The organism is Pseudomonas sp. D5(2026), assembly GCF_057766845.1.
This window is the reverse complement of the sequence record NZ_CM173421.1, coordinates 4,344,307-4,359,426: the sequence shown is the minus strand read 5'-3', so window position 1 is coordinate 4,359,426 and position 15,120 is coordinate 4,344,307. Positions and strand designations below refer to the sequence as shown.

General features: G+C 61.6%; 12 protein-coding genes. All 12 read left to right on the top strand.

Annotated elements, in window-relative coordinates:
* Positions 1-29: 29 nt before the first annotated feature.
* The 12 genes from AC3B5Q_RS20190 (at position 30) to eno (ending at position 15,065) form a co-directional block, all read left to right on the top strand.
* Positions 30-533, top strand: a complete 504-nt coding sequence (locus AC3B5Q_RS20190) for an OmpH/Skp family outer membrane protein (protein ID WP_003252311.1) — start codon at positions 30-32, stop codon at positions 531-533.
* Between the two features lies 1 nt (position 534).
* The gene (lpxD, locus tag AC3B5Q_RS20185; RefSeq protein ID WP_021785908.1) at positions 535-1,590 is read left to right on the top strand and encodes a UDP-3-O-(3-hydroxymyristoyl)glucosamine N-acyltransferase; all 1,056 of its coding nucleotides are present in this window, start codon (positions 535-537) and stop codon (positions 1,588-1,590) included.
* Between the two features lie 114 nt (positions 1,591-1,704).
* Positions 1,705-2,145 carry a 3-hydroxyacyl-ACP dehydratase FabZ gene (gene fabZ, locus AC3B5Q_RS20180; RefSeq protein ID WP_003252314.1) on the top strand — a complete coding sequence of 147 codons (441 nt, stop codon included), beginning with the start codon at positions 1,705-1,707 and terminating at the stop codon, positions 2,143-2,145.
* Complete coding sequence (lpxA, locus tag AC3B5Q_RS20175; RefSeq protein WP_021785907.1) at positions 2,142-2,918, top strand: acyl-ACP--UDP-N-acetylglucosamine O-acyltransferase; 777 nt, start codon at positions 2,142-2,144, stop codon at positions 2,916-2,918. The genes fabZ and lpxA overlap by 4 nt, the downstream gene beginning before the upstream one ends.
* 1 nt (position 2,919) lies before the next feature.
* Positions 2,920-4,047 (top strand): lipid-A-disaccharide synthase, encoded by a 1,128-nt coding sequence (lpxB, locus tag AC3B5Q_RS20170; RefSeq protein ID WP_028698302.1) that lies wholly within the window; start codon positions 2,920-2,922, stop codon positions 4,045-4,047.
* Position 4,048: 1 nt separating this feature from the next.
* The gene (rnhB, locus tag AC3B5Q_RS20165) at positions 4,049-4,672 is read left to right on the top strand and encodes a ribonuclease HII (protein WP_084850392.1); all 624 of its coding nucleotides are present in this window, start codon (positions 4,049-4,051) and stop codon (positions 4,670-4,672) included.
* Positions 4,673-4,858: 186 nt separating this feature from the next.
* A complete protein-coding gene (gene dnaE, locus AC3B5Q_RS20160; RefSeq protein WP_021785904.1) occupies positions 4,859-8,383 on the top strand; it encodes a DNA polymerase III subunit alpha in 3,525 nt (1,174 codons plus the stop codon).
* A gap of 106 nt (positions 8,384-8,489) precedes the next feature.
* Positions 8,490-9,437, top strand: coding sequence for an acetyl-CoA carboxylase carboxyltransferase subunit alpha (locus AC3B5Q_RS20155; protein ID WP_003252323.1), 948 nt, complete (start codon positions 8,490-8,492; stop codon positions 9,435-9,437).
* Positions 9,438-9,592: 155 nt separating this feature from the next.
* Complete coding sequence (tilS, locus tag AC3B5Q_RS20150) at positions 9,593-10,876, top strand: tRNA lysidine(34) synthetase TilS (RefSeq protein ID WP_279934660.1); 1,284 nt, start codon at positions 9,593-9,595, stop codon at positions 10,874-10,876.
* Between the two features lie 267 nt (positions 10,877-11,143).
* Positions 11,144-12,772: a CTP synthase gene (pyrG, locus tag AC3B5Q_RS20145; protein WP_012270851.1), complete on the top strand. Its 1,629-nt coding sequence runs from the start codon at positions 11,144-11,146 to the stop codon at positions 12,770-12,772.
* Between the two features lie 3 nt (positions 12,773-12,775).
* A complete protein-coding gene (kdsA, locus tag AC3B5Q_RS20140; protein ID WP_021785900.1) occupies positions 12,776-13,621 on the top strand; it encodes a 3-deoxy-8-phosphooctulonate synthase in 846 nt (281 codons plus the stop codon).
* Between the two features lie 154 nt (positions 13,622-13,775).
* On the top strand, positions 13,776-15,065 hold the full coding sequence (gene eno, locus AC3B5Q_RS20135; protein ID WP_021785899.1) for a phosphopyruvate hydratase: 1,290 nt from the start codon (positions 13,776-13,778) through the stop codon (positions 15,063-15,065).
* The last annotated feature ends 55 nt before the right edge of the window (positions 15,066-15,120 follow it).

Sequence of the window (15,120 nt, the reverse complement as noted above, 5' to 3'; positions counted from 1 at the left end):
AACGACAACGGTTTATCCAGGAGTGCATCGTGCGTAAATTGGCTCAACTGGCCGTAGTGGCCGCGGCGCTGGTCGCCACCCCGGCTTTCGCCGAAATGAAGGTTGCCGTCCTGAACTACCAGATGGCCCTGCTCGAGTCGGATGCCGCCAAGAAGTATGCGGTGGATGCCGAGAAGAAGTTCGGTCCGCAACTGACCAAGCTGAAAAGCCTGGAAAGCAGTGCCAAGGGCATCCAGGACCGCCTGATCAAGGGCGGCGACAAGATGCAGCAGCAGGAGCGTGAGCGCCTGGAGCTCGAGTTCAAGCAAAAGGCTCGCGACTTCCAGTTCCAGTCCAAGGAGCTGAACGAAGCCAAGGCCGTTGCTGATCGCGACATGCTCAAGCAGCTGAAGCCGAAGCTGGATGGCGCTGTCGAGGAAGTGATCAAGAAGGGCGGCTACGACCTGGTCCTCGAGCGTGGTGCGGTCATCGATGTCAAGCCTCAGTACGACATCACCCGCCAAGTCATCGAGCGCATGAACCAAGCCCGTTGATATGAGTGTGACCATGACGCTAGGCCAGCTGGCCGAGGCACTTGGAGCCACCCTCAAGGGGCCCGAGGCGCTGCAGATTACCGGGCTGGCCACCTTGCAGGAGGCTGGCCCCGGTCAGTTGAGCTTCCTCGCCAACCCGCAGTACCGCAAATTCCTGGACGACAGCCAGGCGGCTGCAGTGCTGCTGAAGGCGGCGGATGCCGAAGGCTTTGCCGGCAATGCACTGATCGTCGCCGATCCGTACCTGGCCTACGCACGCATTTCCCACCTGTTCGACCCCAAACCCAAGGCTGTGGCGGGTATTCATCCCAGCGCCGTGGTAGCTGAGGACGCGCAGGTGGATGCCAGTGCCAGCATCGGGCCGTTCGCGGTCATCGAAAGCGGTGCGCGCATCGCGGCCAATGTCAGCGTGGGTGCACACTGCGTGGTCGGCGCACGTTGCGTGATCGGCGAGGGCGGTTGGCTGGCACCGCGGGTCACGCTGTATCACGACGTAACCATCGGCAAGCGTGTGGTCATTCAGTCGGGTGCCGTGATCGGCGGCGAGGGCTTCGGCTTTGCCAACGAGAAGGGCATCTGGCGCAAGATTGCACAGATCGGCGGCGTCACCATTGGTGATGACGTTGAGATCGGTGTCAATACTGCAGTCGACCGTGGCGCGCTGTCCGACACCCGGATCGGCGACGGGGTCAAGCTGGATAACCAGATCCAGATCGCTCACAACGTTCAGATCGGTGATCACACTGCCATGGCCGCTTGCGTCGGAATCTCCGGCAGTACGCGCATCGGCAAGCACTGCATGCTGGCCGGTGGTGTGGGGCTGGTTGGGCACATCGATATTTGCGATAACGTTTTCGTTTCCGGAATGACCATGGTTACCCGTTCGATCACTGAACCGGGTTCCTATTCTTCCGGCACTGCCATGCAGCCGCTGGCTGAATGGCGCAAGAGCGCCGCGCGTATCCGCCACCTGGACGACATGGCCAAGCGTCTCCAGCAGCTGGAAAAACGCGTCGATACCGTGACCTCAGGTGGCCTGCCGACATCAGAAGGCTGATACCATTCCCTGAGCAAGAGTGAACAGTCGCTAGCTGGCTCCTCTTTGGATTGCAAAAGGAGCGTGTGGTCAGCACCTGCGCTCCCTATTCTTATTACAGGCTTCCCCACCGAAATGATGGACATCAACGAGATTCGCGAATACCTGCCTCACCGCTACCCGTTCCTGCTGGTAGACCGTGTGACGGATCTGGACTTCGAGGCCCAGAGCATTCGTGCCTACAAGAATGTCAGCATCAACGAGCCGTTTTTCAATGGCCACTTCCCGGCACACCCGATCATGCCGGGTGTCCTGATCATCGAAGCCATGGCCCAGGCGGCCGGCATCCTTGGTTTCAAGATGCTCGATGCCAAGCCGGCCGATGGCACCCTGTACTACTTTGTCGGTTCCGACAAACTGCGTTTCCGTCAGCCGGTGCTGCCGGGCGACCAGCTTGTGCTGGAAGCCAAGTTCCTCAGCCGTAAAAGCATGATCTGGAAGTTCGAGTGCCGCGCCCTGGTCGACGGCAAGCCGGTCTGCTCGGCAGAAATCACCTGCGCGGAACGATCCCTATGAATTCGATTGATCCTCGGGCCATTATCGATCCGTCGGCCAGGCTGGCCGACGGCGTCGAGGTCGGCCCTTGGTCGATCGTTGGCCCTGATGTAGAAATCGGGGAGGGCACCGTTATCGGCCCGCATGTTGTGCTCAAAGGGCCGACCCGCATCGGCAAGCACAATCGTATCTTCCAGTTTTCCTCGATTGGTGAAGACACCCCGGACCTGAAGTACAAGGGTGAGCCGACGCGCCTGGTAATCGGCGATCACAATGTGATTCGCGAAGGGGTTACCATCCACCGCGGTACTGTTCAGGACCGTGCGGAAACCACCGTGGGCGACCACAACCTGATCATGGCCTATGCCCACATTGGCCACGACAGTGTCATCGGCAACCACTGCATCCTGGTAAACAATACGGCGCTGGCAGGTCATGTGCATGTGGGTGACTGGGCGATCCTGTCCGGTTACACCCTGGTTCACCAGTACTGCCACATTGGCGCCCACGCGTTTTCCGGTATGGGCACGGCGATTGGCAAGGACGTTCCGGCCTTCGTTACCGTGTTCGGCAGCCCGGCCGAAGCCCGCAGCATGAACTTCGAGGGCATGCGCCGCCGCGGTTTCAGCGACGAGGTGATCCATGTGCTGCGTCGTTGCTACAAGATTGTCTACCGTCAGGGCCTGACCGTCGAAGACGCACTCAAGGAGCTGGCTGAACCTGCCGCGCAACACCCCGAGGTCGAGCTGTTCCGTCAGTCGATCCTGAGCTCCGCTCGCGGCATCACGCGCTGATATGGCCCAGCTTTGCGTAGCGCTGGTCGCCGGTGAGGCCAGTGGCGATATTCTTGGTTCAGGCTTGATGCGCGCCCTCAAGGCGCGCCATCCCGACGTACGTTTCATCGGGGTTGGCGGCCCCTTGATGGAAGCCGAAGGCCTGCAATCCTATTTCCCCATGGAACGTCTGGCCGTCATGGGGCTGGTCGAGGTGCTGGGGCGTCTGCGCGAGCTGCTCAAGCGCCGCAAGTTGCTGATCCAGACCCTGATCGAAGAAAAGCCCGACGTATTCATCGGCATCGACGCCCCTGACTTCACCCTCAATATCGAGCTGAAGCTGCGTCAGGCCGGGATCAAGACCGTGCACTATGTCAGCCCGTCAGTGTGGGCTTGGCGGCAGAAGCGCGTGCTGAAGATTCGCGAGGGTTGCGACCTGATGCTGACGCTGTTGCCGTTCGAGGCGCGGTTCTACGAAGAGCAGGGTGTGCCAGTGCGTTTTGTCGGCCACCCGCTGGCAGACACCATCCCGCTTGAAGCCGACCGCTCTGCCGCGCGTGCCACGCTGGGCCTGGGCGAGGGGCCGGTGGTGGCACTGATGCCGGGCAGCCGGGGCGGCGAAGTAGGGCGCCTGGGCGCGTTATTCCTCGACGCCGCCGAGCGCCTCTGTCAACAAGTGCCGGGTGTGCGCTTCGTGTTGCCCTGCGCCAACGCCACGCGGCGTGCCCAGATCGAGCAGATGCTGGAAGGGCGCCAACTGCCGCTGACCCTGCTCGATGGCCAGTCGCACCAAGCCCTCGCGGCTTGTGACGCGGTGCTGATCGCCTCGGGCACCGCCACCCTCGAGGCGCTGCTGTACAAGCGGCCGATGGTGGTGGCGTACCGCCTTGCGCCCTTGACCTACTGGATTCTCAAGCGTCTGGTGAAAAGCCCTTACGTGTCATTGCCGAACCTGCTGGCCCAGCGAGAGCTGGTGCCCGAGTTGCTGCAAGACGACGCTACCAGCGAAGCGCTGGCCAACACCTTGGCGCCGCTGGTGCGCGATGGAAGCCAGCAGACCGAACGTTTCGACGAAATTCACCGCACCCTGCGCCGTGACGCCTCCAATCAGGCGGCCGAGGCGGTACTGGCCCTGCTCAAGGACCGCTGACATGCAAATTGGACTGGACTTCAACCTGGTAGAAGACCTGGTCGCCGGCGTTGACGAAGTGGGCCGCGGCCCGCTGTGTGGCGCGGTGGTCACGGCGGCGGTGATTCTTGATCCTGCACGGCCGATTCTCGGTCTGAACGATTCGAAGAAACTCACCGAGGCCAAGCGTGAGGCGCTGTTCGACGAGATCCGCGAAAAGGCCTTGAGCTTCTGCATCGCCCGCGCCGAAGTCGAGGAAATCGACAGCCTGAACATCCTGCAGGCCACCATGCTGGCCATGCAGCGGGCAGTGGAGGGCTTGCACATTACGCCGAAGCTGGCATTGATCGATGGCAATCGCTGTCCGAAGCTGGCTGTGCCTGCAGCACCGGTGGTCAAGGGGGACAGCCAGGTGCCGGCCATTGCGGCGGCATCGATCCTGGCCAAGGTGACCCGTGACCGGGAGATGAGCGCTTTTGAACTGATCTACCCGGGGTATGGCATTGGCGGGCACAAGGGCTACCCGACCCCGGTGCATCTCGAGGCCTTGGCGCGCCTTGGGCCTACGCCCATTCATCGGCGATCCTTCGCCCCTGTGCGGGCGGCCTGGGAAGCGCGCGAAGGCGTCAGCGATTCCCTGATCTGACCTATTGAGGCCGCTTTGCGGCCCTTCGCGGGCACCCCCGCTCCCACAGGATTCATCGGTCTGAGCAGCGGTGCCGTACCTGTGGGAGCGGGGGTGCCCGCGAAGGGCTGCAAAGCAACCCCAAAAAAAGCCCCTAGTTAGGCTACAATCCCGCCCTTGTCGTTAAGCACTGCTACAGGATCTTCCATGTCGGTTTCCTTCGTTCACCTGCGCGTCCACTCCGAATTCTCGCTGGTTGACGGCCTGGTGCGGATCAAGCCGCTGGCCAAGGCGCTGACCGGGATGAACATGCCGGCGGTCGCCATCACCGATCAGAGCAACATGTGCTCGCTGGTGAAGTTCTACAAGACTGCCATGGGCGCCGGTATCAAACCGATCTGCGGTGCCGACCTGTGGCTGGCCGGTGCCGACCCGGAAGCCCCGCTGTCACGCATCTGCTTCCTGGCCATGGACCCCAAGGGCTATCGCAACCTCACCGAATTGATCTCGCGCGGCTGGACCGATGGCCAGCGCAACGGCCTGGTCATCCTCCAGCGTGAATGGATCGCCCCCGCCAGCGAGGGCCTGATTGCCCTTTCCGCGGGTAAGGAAGGCGACATCGGCATGGCCTTGCTGGCTGGGCGGCAAGATGAAGCCGAAGCGCTACTTCAGGACTGGATGGGCATGTTCCCCGAGCGCTTCTACGTTGAAGTGCAGCGCACCAATCGCGCACGCGACGAGGAATACGTGCATGCGGCGGTGGCGTTGGCCGACAAGCTTGGCGCCCCGCTGGTGGCTACCAACGACGTGCGCTTCATCAAGCAGACGGACTTCGACGCCCACGAAACCCGCGTATGCATCGGCGAGGGCTGGACCCTCGACGACCCGCGCCGTCCGCGTTGCTACAGCGACCAGCAGTACCTGAAGTCGGCAGAGGAAATGGCCGAGCTGTTCAGTGACCTGCCCGACGCCATCGCCAACACCGTCGAAATCGCCAAGCGCTGCAACATCCAGGTGCAGTTGGGCAAGTACTTCCTGCCTGACTTCCCCACGCCCAACGGTATGGGCATCGACGACTATCTGCGGCATGTGTCCCACGAAGGTCTGGAAGAGCGCCTGGCGGTGCTGTGGCCGAAAGAGACCACGCCCAATTATGAAGAAAAGCGTCAGGTCTACCTGGACCGCTTGAAGTTCGAGCTGGACATCATCATCCAGATGGGCTTCCCCGGTTACTTCCTGATTGTTATGGACTTCATCAAGTGGGCCAAGAACAACGATGTACCGGTTGGCCCGGGCCGCGGTTCGGGTGCTGGCTCGCTGGTGGCGTACGTACTGAAGATCACCGACCTCGACCCGCTGGCCTACGACCTGCTGTTCGAGCGCTTCCTCAACCCTGAGCGTGTTTCCATGCCCGACTTCGACGTCGACTTCTGCATGGACGGCCGTGACCGGGTGATCGACTACGTGGCCGAGGCCTACGGTCGTAATGCGGTGAGCCAGATCATCACCTTCGGTACCATGGCCGCCAAGGCAGTGGTACGTGACGTGGCGCGGGTGCAAGGCAAATCCTATGGCCTGGCCGACCGCCTGTCGAAGATGATCCCCTTCGAAGTGGGCATGACTCTGGAGAAGGCCTACGAGCAGGAAGAAATCCTGCGCGACTTCCTCAAGGGCGACGAAGACGCCCGTGAGATCTGGGACATGGCCCTGAAGCTGGAGGGTGTGACCCGGGGTACCGGCAAGCACGCCGGTGGTGTTGTTATCGCACCGACCAAGCTCACCGATTTTTCGCCGATCGCCTGTGATGAAGAGGGTGGTGGCCTGGTAACCCAGTTCGACAAGGATGACGTCGAGGCCGCCGGCCTGGTGAAGTTCGACTTCCTCGGCCTGCGTACCTTGACCATCATCAAGTGGGCGATGGAGATCATCAACCGCGAGCAGGCCAAGAAGAACCTGCCCGACCTCAACATCGACTTCATCCCGCTGGACGACCGCAAGACTTACGAGCTGCTGCAGAAGGCCGAAACCACGGCGGTGTTCCAGCTTGAATCGCGTGGCATGAAGGAGCTGATCAAGAAGCTCAAGCCCGACTGCCTGGAAGACCTGATCGCACTGGTTGCGCTGTTCCGCCCGGGCCCGCTGCAGTCGGGCATGGTGGACGACTTCATCAACCGCAAGCACGGCCGCGCCGAGCTGGCCTACCCCCACTCCGACTACCAGTACGAAGGCCTCAAGCCAGTACTGGCGCCGACCTACGGCATCATCCTGTACCAGGAACAGGTGATGCAGATCGCCCAGGTGATGGCGGGTTACACCCTGGGTGGCGCCGACATGCTGCGCCGAGCCATGGGTAAGAAAAAGCCCGAGGAAATGGCCAAGCAGCGCGGTGGTTTCATCGAAGGTTGCGTAGCCAACAATATCGATGCGGACCTCGCCGGTAACATCTTCGACCTGGTAGAGAAGTTCGCGGGCTACGGCTTCAACAAATCCCACTCCGCTGCCTATGGCCTGGTGTCGTACCAGACCGCCTGGCTGAAAACCCACTACCCGGCGCCGTTCATGGCCGCGGTCCTGTCGGCGGATATGCACAACACCGACAAGGTGGTGGTGCTGGTGGAGGAGGTGCGCAGCATGAAGCTGCGCCTCGACGCGCCGGACGTGAACTTCTCGGACTTCAAGTTCACCGTCAACAACGACGGCCGGATCGTCTACGGCCTTGGCGCCATCAAGGGCGTCGGCGAAGGCCCGGTGGAGGCGATTGTCGAGGCCCGTGCCCAGGGTGGTCCGTTCAAGGACCTGTTCGATTTCTGTGAACGCATCGACCTCAAGCGGGTCAACAAGCGTACCCTTGATGCGCTGGTGCGCAGTGGCGCGCTGGACCGCCTTGGCCCGCACTTCCATGACGAGATCAAGGCCTACCACGCCAACATCGACATCAACCGGGCAACCTTGCTGTCGGCGCTGGGCGAGGCCATCAAGGCAGCCGAGCAGGCTGCGCACACCGCTGACAGTGGCCATGTCGACCTGTTCGGCGGCATGTTCGACGCGGCAGATGTCGACGTCTATGCCAACCATCGCAAGGTGCGCGAGCTCACCCTCAAGGAGCGTTTGAAGGGGGAGAAAGACACCCTTGGCCTGTACTTGACCGGCCACCCGATCGACGAGTACGAGACCGAAATTCGCCGCTTCGCCCGCCAGCGCATCGTCGACCTCAAGCCGTCGCGCGAAACCCAGACCATTGCCGGCATGATCATTGCGTTGCGGGTGATGAAGAACAAGAAGGGCGACAAGATGGGCTTCGTCACCCTGGATGACCGTTCCGGGCGGATCGAGGCATCGCTGTTTGCCGATGCCTTCATGGCGGCACAGTCCTTGCTGCAGACCGATGCCATGGTGGTGGTGGAAGGCGAGGTCAGCAATGACGACTTCTCCGGGGGCTTGCGCCTGCGGGTGAAGCAGGTGATGACCATGGAAGACGCGCGCACCAAGCTGGCTGAGAGCCTGCGCCTGAAGGTGGCGCACGACGCACTGAAAGGCGACCGGCTGAAGTGGCTGGGCGAGCTGATCACCCGCCATCGTGGTGCTTGCCCGATCACGCTGGAGTACACCGGCAGCGACGCCAAGGCCATGCTGCAGTTTGGCGAGCAGTGGGCGATAGACCCGGCCGATGGGCTGATTCAGGCGCTGCGTGACCAGTTCGGGCGTGAGAACGTCTTCCTGCAATATCGTTGAACCGACAAAAATTTAATCTCGACCTGAATGCGCCTGATCCCTTAAGGTATGGCGCCAAACGGATCAACCGGCCGGCCGCCTGGCCGTAGACCCAAGACGGATGACTATGAACCCGAATTTCCTCGATTTCGAACAGCCGATTGCCGACCTGCAAGCCAAGATCGAAGGCCTGCGCCTGGTGGGTAACGACAACTCGCTGAACATCAGCGATGAAATTGCCCGTCTGCAAGACAAGAGCAACACCCTGACCGAAAGCATCTTCGGCAACCTGACCAGCTGGCAGATCGCCCGCCTGGCCCGTCACCCCCGTCGTCCATACACCCTGGACTACCTGGAGCACATCTTCACCGAGTTCGAAGAGCTGCACGGGGACCGTCACTTCTCTGACGACGCCGCCATCGTGGGTGGTACTGCGCGTCTGGACGGCAAGCCGGTCATGGTCATTGGTCACCAGAAGGGCCGTGAAGTGCGCGAGAAAGTGCGTCGCAACTTCGGCATGCCGCGCCCGGAAGGCTACCGCAAGGCCTGTCGCCTGATGGAAATGGCCGAACGCTTCAAGATGCCGATCCTGACCTTCATCGACACGCCGGGCGCCTACCCGGGTATCGACGCTGAAGAACGCAACCAGAGTGAAGCCATCGCCTGGAACCTGCGTGTCATGGCACGCCTGAAAACTCCGATCATCGCTACCGTGATCGGTGAGGGTGGTTCCGGTGGGGCACTGGCCATTGGCGTGTGCGACCAACTGAACATGCTGCAGTACTCCACTTACTCGGTTATCTCGCCGGAAGGCTGTGCTTCCATTCTGTGGAAAACTGCCGACAAAGCAGCAGACGCGGCCGAAGCCATGGGTATCACCGCCGAGCGCCTGAAGAGCCTGAACATTGTCGACAAGGTCATCCAGGAGCCGCTGGGCGGCGCCCACCGTGACCCGGCCAAGATGTCCGAAAGCATTCGTGCCGATCTGGTGCAGCAGCTGGACATGCTCGGCAAGTTCGACAACGACGCGCTGCTGGCCCGCCGTTACGAGCGCCTGATGAGCTACGGTCTCTGATTCTGATTTGCCCCGGGGGCCGTTTTTGTGGCCCTTGTGATTGACGGCACCGGCTTCGCCGGTGTTCGCGGGTAAACCCGCTCCTACAGGGAATGCACGGCCCCTGTGGGAGCGGGTTTACCCGCGAATGCGGCATCAAACCTTTCGAGGTCCTGATGATTGATCTCGCCCCCTGGCTCAACGCCCCCACCTGGTTCATCGCGTTCTCTGGCGGCCTCGATTCCACCGTCCTCCTGTACCAGCTGGCCGACTTCGCTTGCCAGCACACATCCCCCCCGCTGCGTGCCATTCATGTCCATCATGGCCTGCAGTCCGCTGCTGACGCCTGGCCCGCCCACTGCCAAGCCATCTGCGACAATCTTGGCATCGAGCTCCAGGTCATCCACGTCCAGGTCAGTCCCGGCGCCAGTCTTGAGCAGGCCGCTCGCGACGCCCGCTATGCCGCCTTCAGGCAAGTCCTCGGCCCGGGCGACATCCTGTTCACTGGCCAGCACCGCGACGACCAGGCCGAGACCCTGCTGTTCCGCCTGTTGCGCGGCGCGGGCCTGCGCGGCCTGGCAGCCATGCCGGTGCAGCGGGCATTAGGGCGGGGCAGCCTGGTCAGGCCGTTGCTGGGTTGTTCCCGGCAGCAGTTGCAGGACTACGGCAAAGCCCAAGGGCTGGTCTGGATCGATGACCCGTCAAACGCCGACACACAATTCGCCCGCAACTACCTGCGCGGCGAAGTGATGCCGCACTTGCAGCAACGTTGGCCTCAGGCCAGCCAGAACTTCGCCCGTGCAGCAGAACATCTGGGTGAGGCGCTGGGTTTGCTGGACGAACTGGCCCGGGAGGATCTGGCGCTTGCGCGTAAGGGGGCGCCCATCGTCTGGCCGGGGCTGGATTCCCTCGACCTGGCCGCCCTGTTGACGTTATCGCCGGCCCGTCAGCGCAATGCCTTGCAGTACTGGCTGAGCCAGCGCACCCGTTTGCCCGATACCCGGCACTGGGCCGGCTGGGCAGACCTGCGCGATGCCGCTGCCGATGCCCGGCCAGTCTGGCGGCTTGCCGATGGACGGTTGGTACGTAGCCACGGGCGCATCTGGTGGTTGAGCGGTGATTGGCTACAGCAACCGGCTGGCTCGCTGGCCTGGCCCGAGCCTGATGTGCCATTGCGGTTGCCGGGCAATGGTAGCGTGCGTCTTGTTGGCGCAGCCGTGCCGGGCGGGTTGCGCGTTGCCTACCGTCAGGGTGGTGAAATGCTGGAGGTTCCCGGCCGTGGCCGGCGTGACCTCAAGCGCCTGCTCAACGAGCAGCAGGTGCCGCATTTCCTGCGCTCGCGCCTGCCGTTGCTGTATCGCGGCGAATGCCTGCTGGCGGTAGCCAACCTGCCCGGGCTGGTGCAGGCGGATTGCCAGCTGCACTGGCAGTTACCGACGAACGCGCAAGGTTTGAGCTGAAGGGTACATTCCGGTAGACTACCCTCCCTTCTTGATACAACTTCTGTGGGTTCCGCGAAAACACAGGAGTTGCCGATTACCAAGCAGTTTTTTGCCGAGCTGATTCTGGAAATGACGAGCGAACGCCATGCCGGGGATACCCTGGCTGTACAGACGCGGCAGTTTTTCGAGATGCACTGTGATTGACGCAGGTGATCGGGGGCTTCGGCCTTCCTTCGCTTTCTCCGGCGGCGCTGGCCGCCTTAACGCAGACTTCTAGGGTTTTTCATGACGCGCTACATATTCGTCACGGGCGGTGTTGTTTCTTCATTGGGGAAAGGCATTGCCTCGGCTTCCCTGGCGGCCATCCTGGAAGCGCGGGGCCTGAAGGTCACCATGCTCAAGCTGGATCCGTACATCAACGTCGACCCGGGCACCATGAGCCCGTTCCAGCACGGTGAAGTTTTTGTCACCCATGATGGTGCCGAGACCGACCTCGACCTGGGTCACTACGAGCGGTTCATCCGCACGACCATGACCCAGAACAACAACTTCACCACTGGCCGTATCTACGAGCACGTGCTGCGTAAAGAGCGTCGTGGTGATTACCTGGGCGCGACCATCCAGGTCATCCCGCACATCACCGACGAAATCAAGCGTCGCATCATCAAGGGTGCCGGCGATGCCGACGTGGCCCTGGTGGAAATCGGCGGTACCGTGGGTGATATCGAGTCGCAGCCGTTCCTCGAGGCGATTCGCCAGCTGCGCGTCGAAGTGGGTTCCAAGCGTGCCATGCTGATGCACCTGACCCTGGTCCCGTACATCGCCACCGCTGGCGAAACCAAGACCAAGCCGACCCAGCACTCGGTCAAGGAACTGCGCTCCATCGGCCTGCAGCCTGACGTGCTGATCTGCCGCTCCGACCACCCGGTCGATGCTTCGTCGCGTCGCAAGATCGCGCTGTTCACCAACGTTGAAGAGCGTGCGGTGATTTCGCTGGAAGACGTCGACACCATCTACAAGATCCCGGGCGTACTGCACGCACAGGGCCTGGACGACTTCGTCGTCGAGCGTTTCGGCCTGCAGTGCAATGGCGCCGACCTGTCCGAGTGGGACAAGGTGGTCGATGCCAAGCTCAACCCGGAGCACGAAGTGACCATCGCCATGGTCGGCAAGTACATGGAGCTGCTGGATGCGTACAAGTCGCTCATCGAAGCGATGAGCCACGCCGGCATTACCAACCGTACCAAGGTCAACCTGCGTTACATCGACTCGGAAGACATCGAGAACCAGGGTACCAGCCTGCTGGAAGGCGCTGATGCCATCCTGGTTCCGGGTGGTTTCGGCCTGCGTGGCGTGGAAGGCAAGATTACCGCGGTGCAGTATGCCCGTGAAAACAAGGTGCCGTATCTGGGTATCTGCCTGGGCATGCAGGTGGCCGTCATCGAGTTCGCCCGTAACGTGATGGGCTGGAAAGACGCCAACTCCACCGAGTTCGACCGTAACAGCGGCCACCCCGTGGTCGGCTTGATCACCGAGTGGGCCGATGCCACCGGTGCCGTCGAGACCCGCGACGAGGCTTCCGACCTGGGCGGCACCATGCGCCTGGGCGCACAGGACTGCCAGCTGGCTGCCGGCTCCAAAGTGCACGACTGCTACGGCAAGGACGTGATTACCGAGCGTCACCGTCACCGCTACGAAGTGAACAACAACCTGCTGCCACAACTGGTGGACGCTGGTCTGGTGGTTTCCGGTCGTTCCGAAGACGGCGCGCTGGTGGAAGTGGTCGAATCCAAGGACCACCCATGGTTCGTCGCCTGCCAGTTCCACCCGGAGTTCACCTCCACCCCGCGTGACGGCCACCCGCTGTTCAGTGGTTTCGTCAAGGCAGCCCTGGCTCAGAAGAACAAGGCCTGATCAATGACTCAGAAGATCATTCGCGTCGGTAACATCGAGATCGCCAACGACAAGCCGTTCGTCCTGTTCGGCGGCATGAACGTCCTGGAGTCCCGTGACCTGGCAATGAAGGTCTGCGAAGAGTACGTGCGGGTTACCGAAAAGCTTGGTATCCCGTATGTGTTCAAGGCCAGCTTCGACAAGGCCAACCGTTCGTCGGTAACGTCCTACCGTGGGCCTGGCCTGGAAGAAGGGCTGAAGATCTTCGAAGAGATCAAGCGCACCTTCAATGTGCCGGTGATTACCGACGTGCACGAGCCGTATCAGGCCGAGCCGGTGGCCAAGGTGTGCGACATCATCCAGCTGCCGGCCTTCCTGTCGCGGCAGACCGATCTGGTGGTGGCCATGGCCAAGACCGGTGCGGTGATCAACATCAAGAAGGCCCAGTTCCTCGCACCTCAGGAAATGAAACACATCCTGGCCAAGTGCGAAGAGGCCGGTAATGACCAGTTGATCCTCTGCGAGCGTGGTTCAAGCTTCGGCTACAACAACCTGGTAGTGGACATGCTCGGCTTCGGTATCATGAAGCAGTTCGAGTACCCTGTGTTCTTCGACGTGACCCATGCCCTGCAGATGCCGGGTGGTCGCGCCGATTCTGCCGGTGGCCGCCGCGCCCAGGTTACCGACCTGGCCAAGGCCGGCATGAGCCAGGGCCTGGCCGGGCTGTTCCTCGAAGCGCATCCCGATCCGGACAACGCCAAGTGCGATGGTCCGTGCGCGCTGCGCCTGGACAAACTGGAGCCATTCCTGGCCCAGCTCAAGCAACTGGACGACCTGGTGAAAAGTTTTCCGACGGTAGAAACCGCGTAAAGCTCATTTCTCGGGTAAAGTACTGCCCGTTCCACCCCTGACCCGCCGGTCAGGGGCTCCCTTCACTTGGCCTGCCAATCGCAATCTCAGCCAGGTGAACGGCAAGAATTCTCTAAGCTGCGTTGTTTTCGTCAATTCTGGAGTGCTTACAACAATGGCAAAAATCGTCGACATCAAAGGTCGTGAAGTTCTCGATTCGCGTGGCAACCCCACCGTGGAAGCCGATGTACTGCTCGACAACGGCATCATCGGCAGCGCTTGCGCGCCGTCCGGTGCTTCCACCGGCTCGCGCGAAGCGCTGGAGCTGCGTGATGGCGACAAGAGCCGTTATATGGGCAAGGGCGTGCTGAAGGCCGTCGCCAACATCAACGGCCCGATCCGTGACCTGCTGCTGGGCAAGGACCCTTCCGACCAGAAGGCTCTGGACCGCGCCATGATCGAACTGGACGGTACCGAGAACAAGGCCAAGCTGGGCGCCAACGCCATCCTGGCTGTTTCCCTGGCTGCCGCCAAAGCAGCTGCCCAGGACCAGGACCTGCCGCTGTACGCGCACATCGCCAACCTGAACGGCACCCCAGGCGAGTACTCGATGCCGGTTCCGATGATGAACATCATCAACGGTGGCGAGCATGCCGACAACAACGTCGACATCCAGGAGTTCATGGTTCAGCCGGTTGGCGCCAAGACCTTCTCTGACGGCCTGCGCATGGGCACCGAAATCTTCCACCACCTCAAGGCTGTACTGAAGGCCCGTGGCCTGAACACCGCCGTAGGTGATGAAGGTGGTTTCGCCCCTAACCTGGCATCCAACGAAGACGCCTTGGGCGCCATCGCCGAAGCTGTCGAAAAAGCCGGCTACAAGCTGGGCACCGACGTGACCCTGGCTCTGGACTGCGCGGCTTCCGAATTCTACGAAGACGGCAAGTACAACCTGTCCGGTGAAGGCAAGTCGTTCGACGCCGAAGGCTTCGCCGACTACCTGAAAGGCCTGACCGAGCGTTTCCCGATCATTTCGATCGAAGACGGCCTGGACGAGTCCGACTGGGCTGGCTGGAAAATCCTCACTGACAAGATCGGTGAAAAAGTCCAGCTGGTCGGTGACGACCTGTTCGTGACGAACACCAAGATCCTCAAGGAAGGCATCGAGAAGGGCATTGGTAACTCGATCCTGATCAAGTTCAACCAGATCGGCTCGCTGACCGAAACCCTGGAAGCCATCCAGATGGCCAAAGCTGCCGGTTACACTGCAGTGATCTCGCACCGTTCCGGTGAAACCGAGGACTCGACCATCGCCGACCTGGCTGTGGGTACTGCTGCTGGCCAGATCAAGACGGGTTCGCTGTGCCGTTCCGACCGCGTTTCCAAGTACAACCAGCTGCTGCGCATCGAAGAGCAACTGGGCGCCAAAGCGGTTTACCGCGGTCGTGCCGAGTTTCGCGGTTAAGCAAGAGATGGTAAAAAGGCAGCAGCCGAAGTTGTAGGAACGTTCGTACTGAACT

What these genes read in the sequence shown, in the direction of transcription:
- lpxA (WP_021785907.1), top strand. Translation starts at nt 2,142, where the DNA reads ATGAATTCGATTGATCCTCGGGCCATTATCGATCCGTCGGCCAGGCTG.
- eno (WP_021785899.1), top strand. Translation starts at nt 13,776, where the DNA reads ATGGCAAAAATCGTCGACATCAAAGGTCGTGAAGTTCTCGATTCGCGT.
- lpxD (WP_021785908.1), top strand. Translation starts at nt 535, where the DNA reads ATGAGTGTGACCATGACGCTAGGCCAGCTGGCCGAGGCACTTGGAGCC.
- dnaE (WP_021785904.1), top strand. Translation starts at nt 4,859, where the DNA reads ATGTCGGTTTCCTTCGTTCACCTGCGCGTCCACTCCGAATTCTCGCTG.
- rnhB (WP_084850392.1), top strand. Translation starts at nt 4,049, where the DNA reads ATGCAAATTGGACTGGACTTCAACCTGGTAGAAGACCTGGTCGCCGGC.
- kdsA (WP_021785900.1), top strand. Translation starts at nt 12,776, where the DNA reads ATGACTCAGAAGATCATTCGCGTCGGTAACATCGAGATCGCCAACGAC.
- AC3B5Q_RS20155 (WP_003252323.1), top strand. Translation starts at nt 8,490, where the DNA reads ATGAACCCGAATTTCCTCGATTTCGAACAGCCGATTGCCGACCTGCAA.
- pyrG (WP_012270851.1), top strand. Translation starts at nt 11,144, where the DNA reads ATGACGCGCTACATATTCGTCACGGGCGGTGTTGTTTCTTCATTGGGG.
- lpxB (WP_028698302.1), top strand. Translation starts at nt 2,920, where the DNA reads ATGGCCCAGCTTTGCGTAGCGCTGGTCGCCGGTGAGGCCAGTGGCGAT.
- tilS (WP_279934660.1), top strand. Translation starts at nt 9,593, where the DNA reads ATGATTGATCTCGCCCCCTGGCTCAACGCCCCCACCTGGTTCATCGCG.
- fabZ (WP_003252314.1), top strand. Translation starts at nt 1,705, where the DNA reads ATGATGGACATCAACGAGATTCGCGAATACCTGCCTCACCGCTACCCG.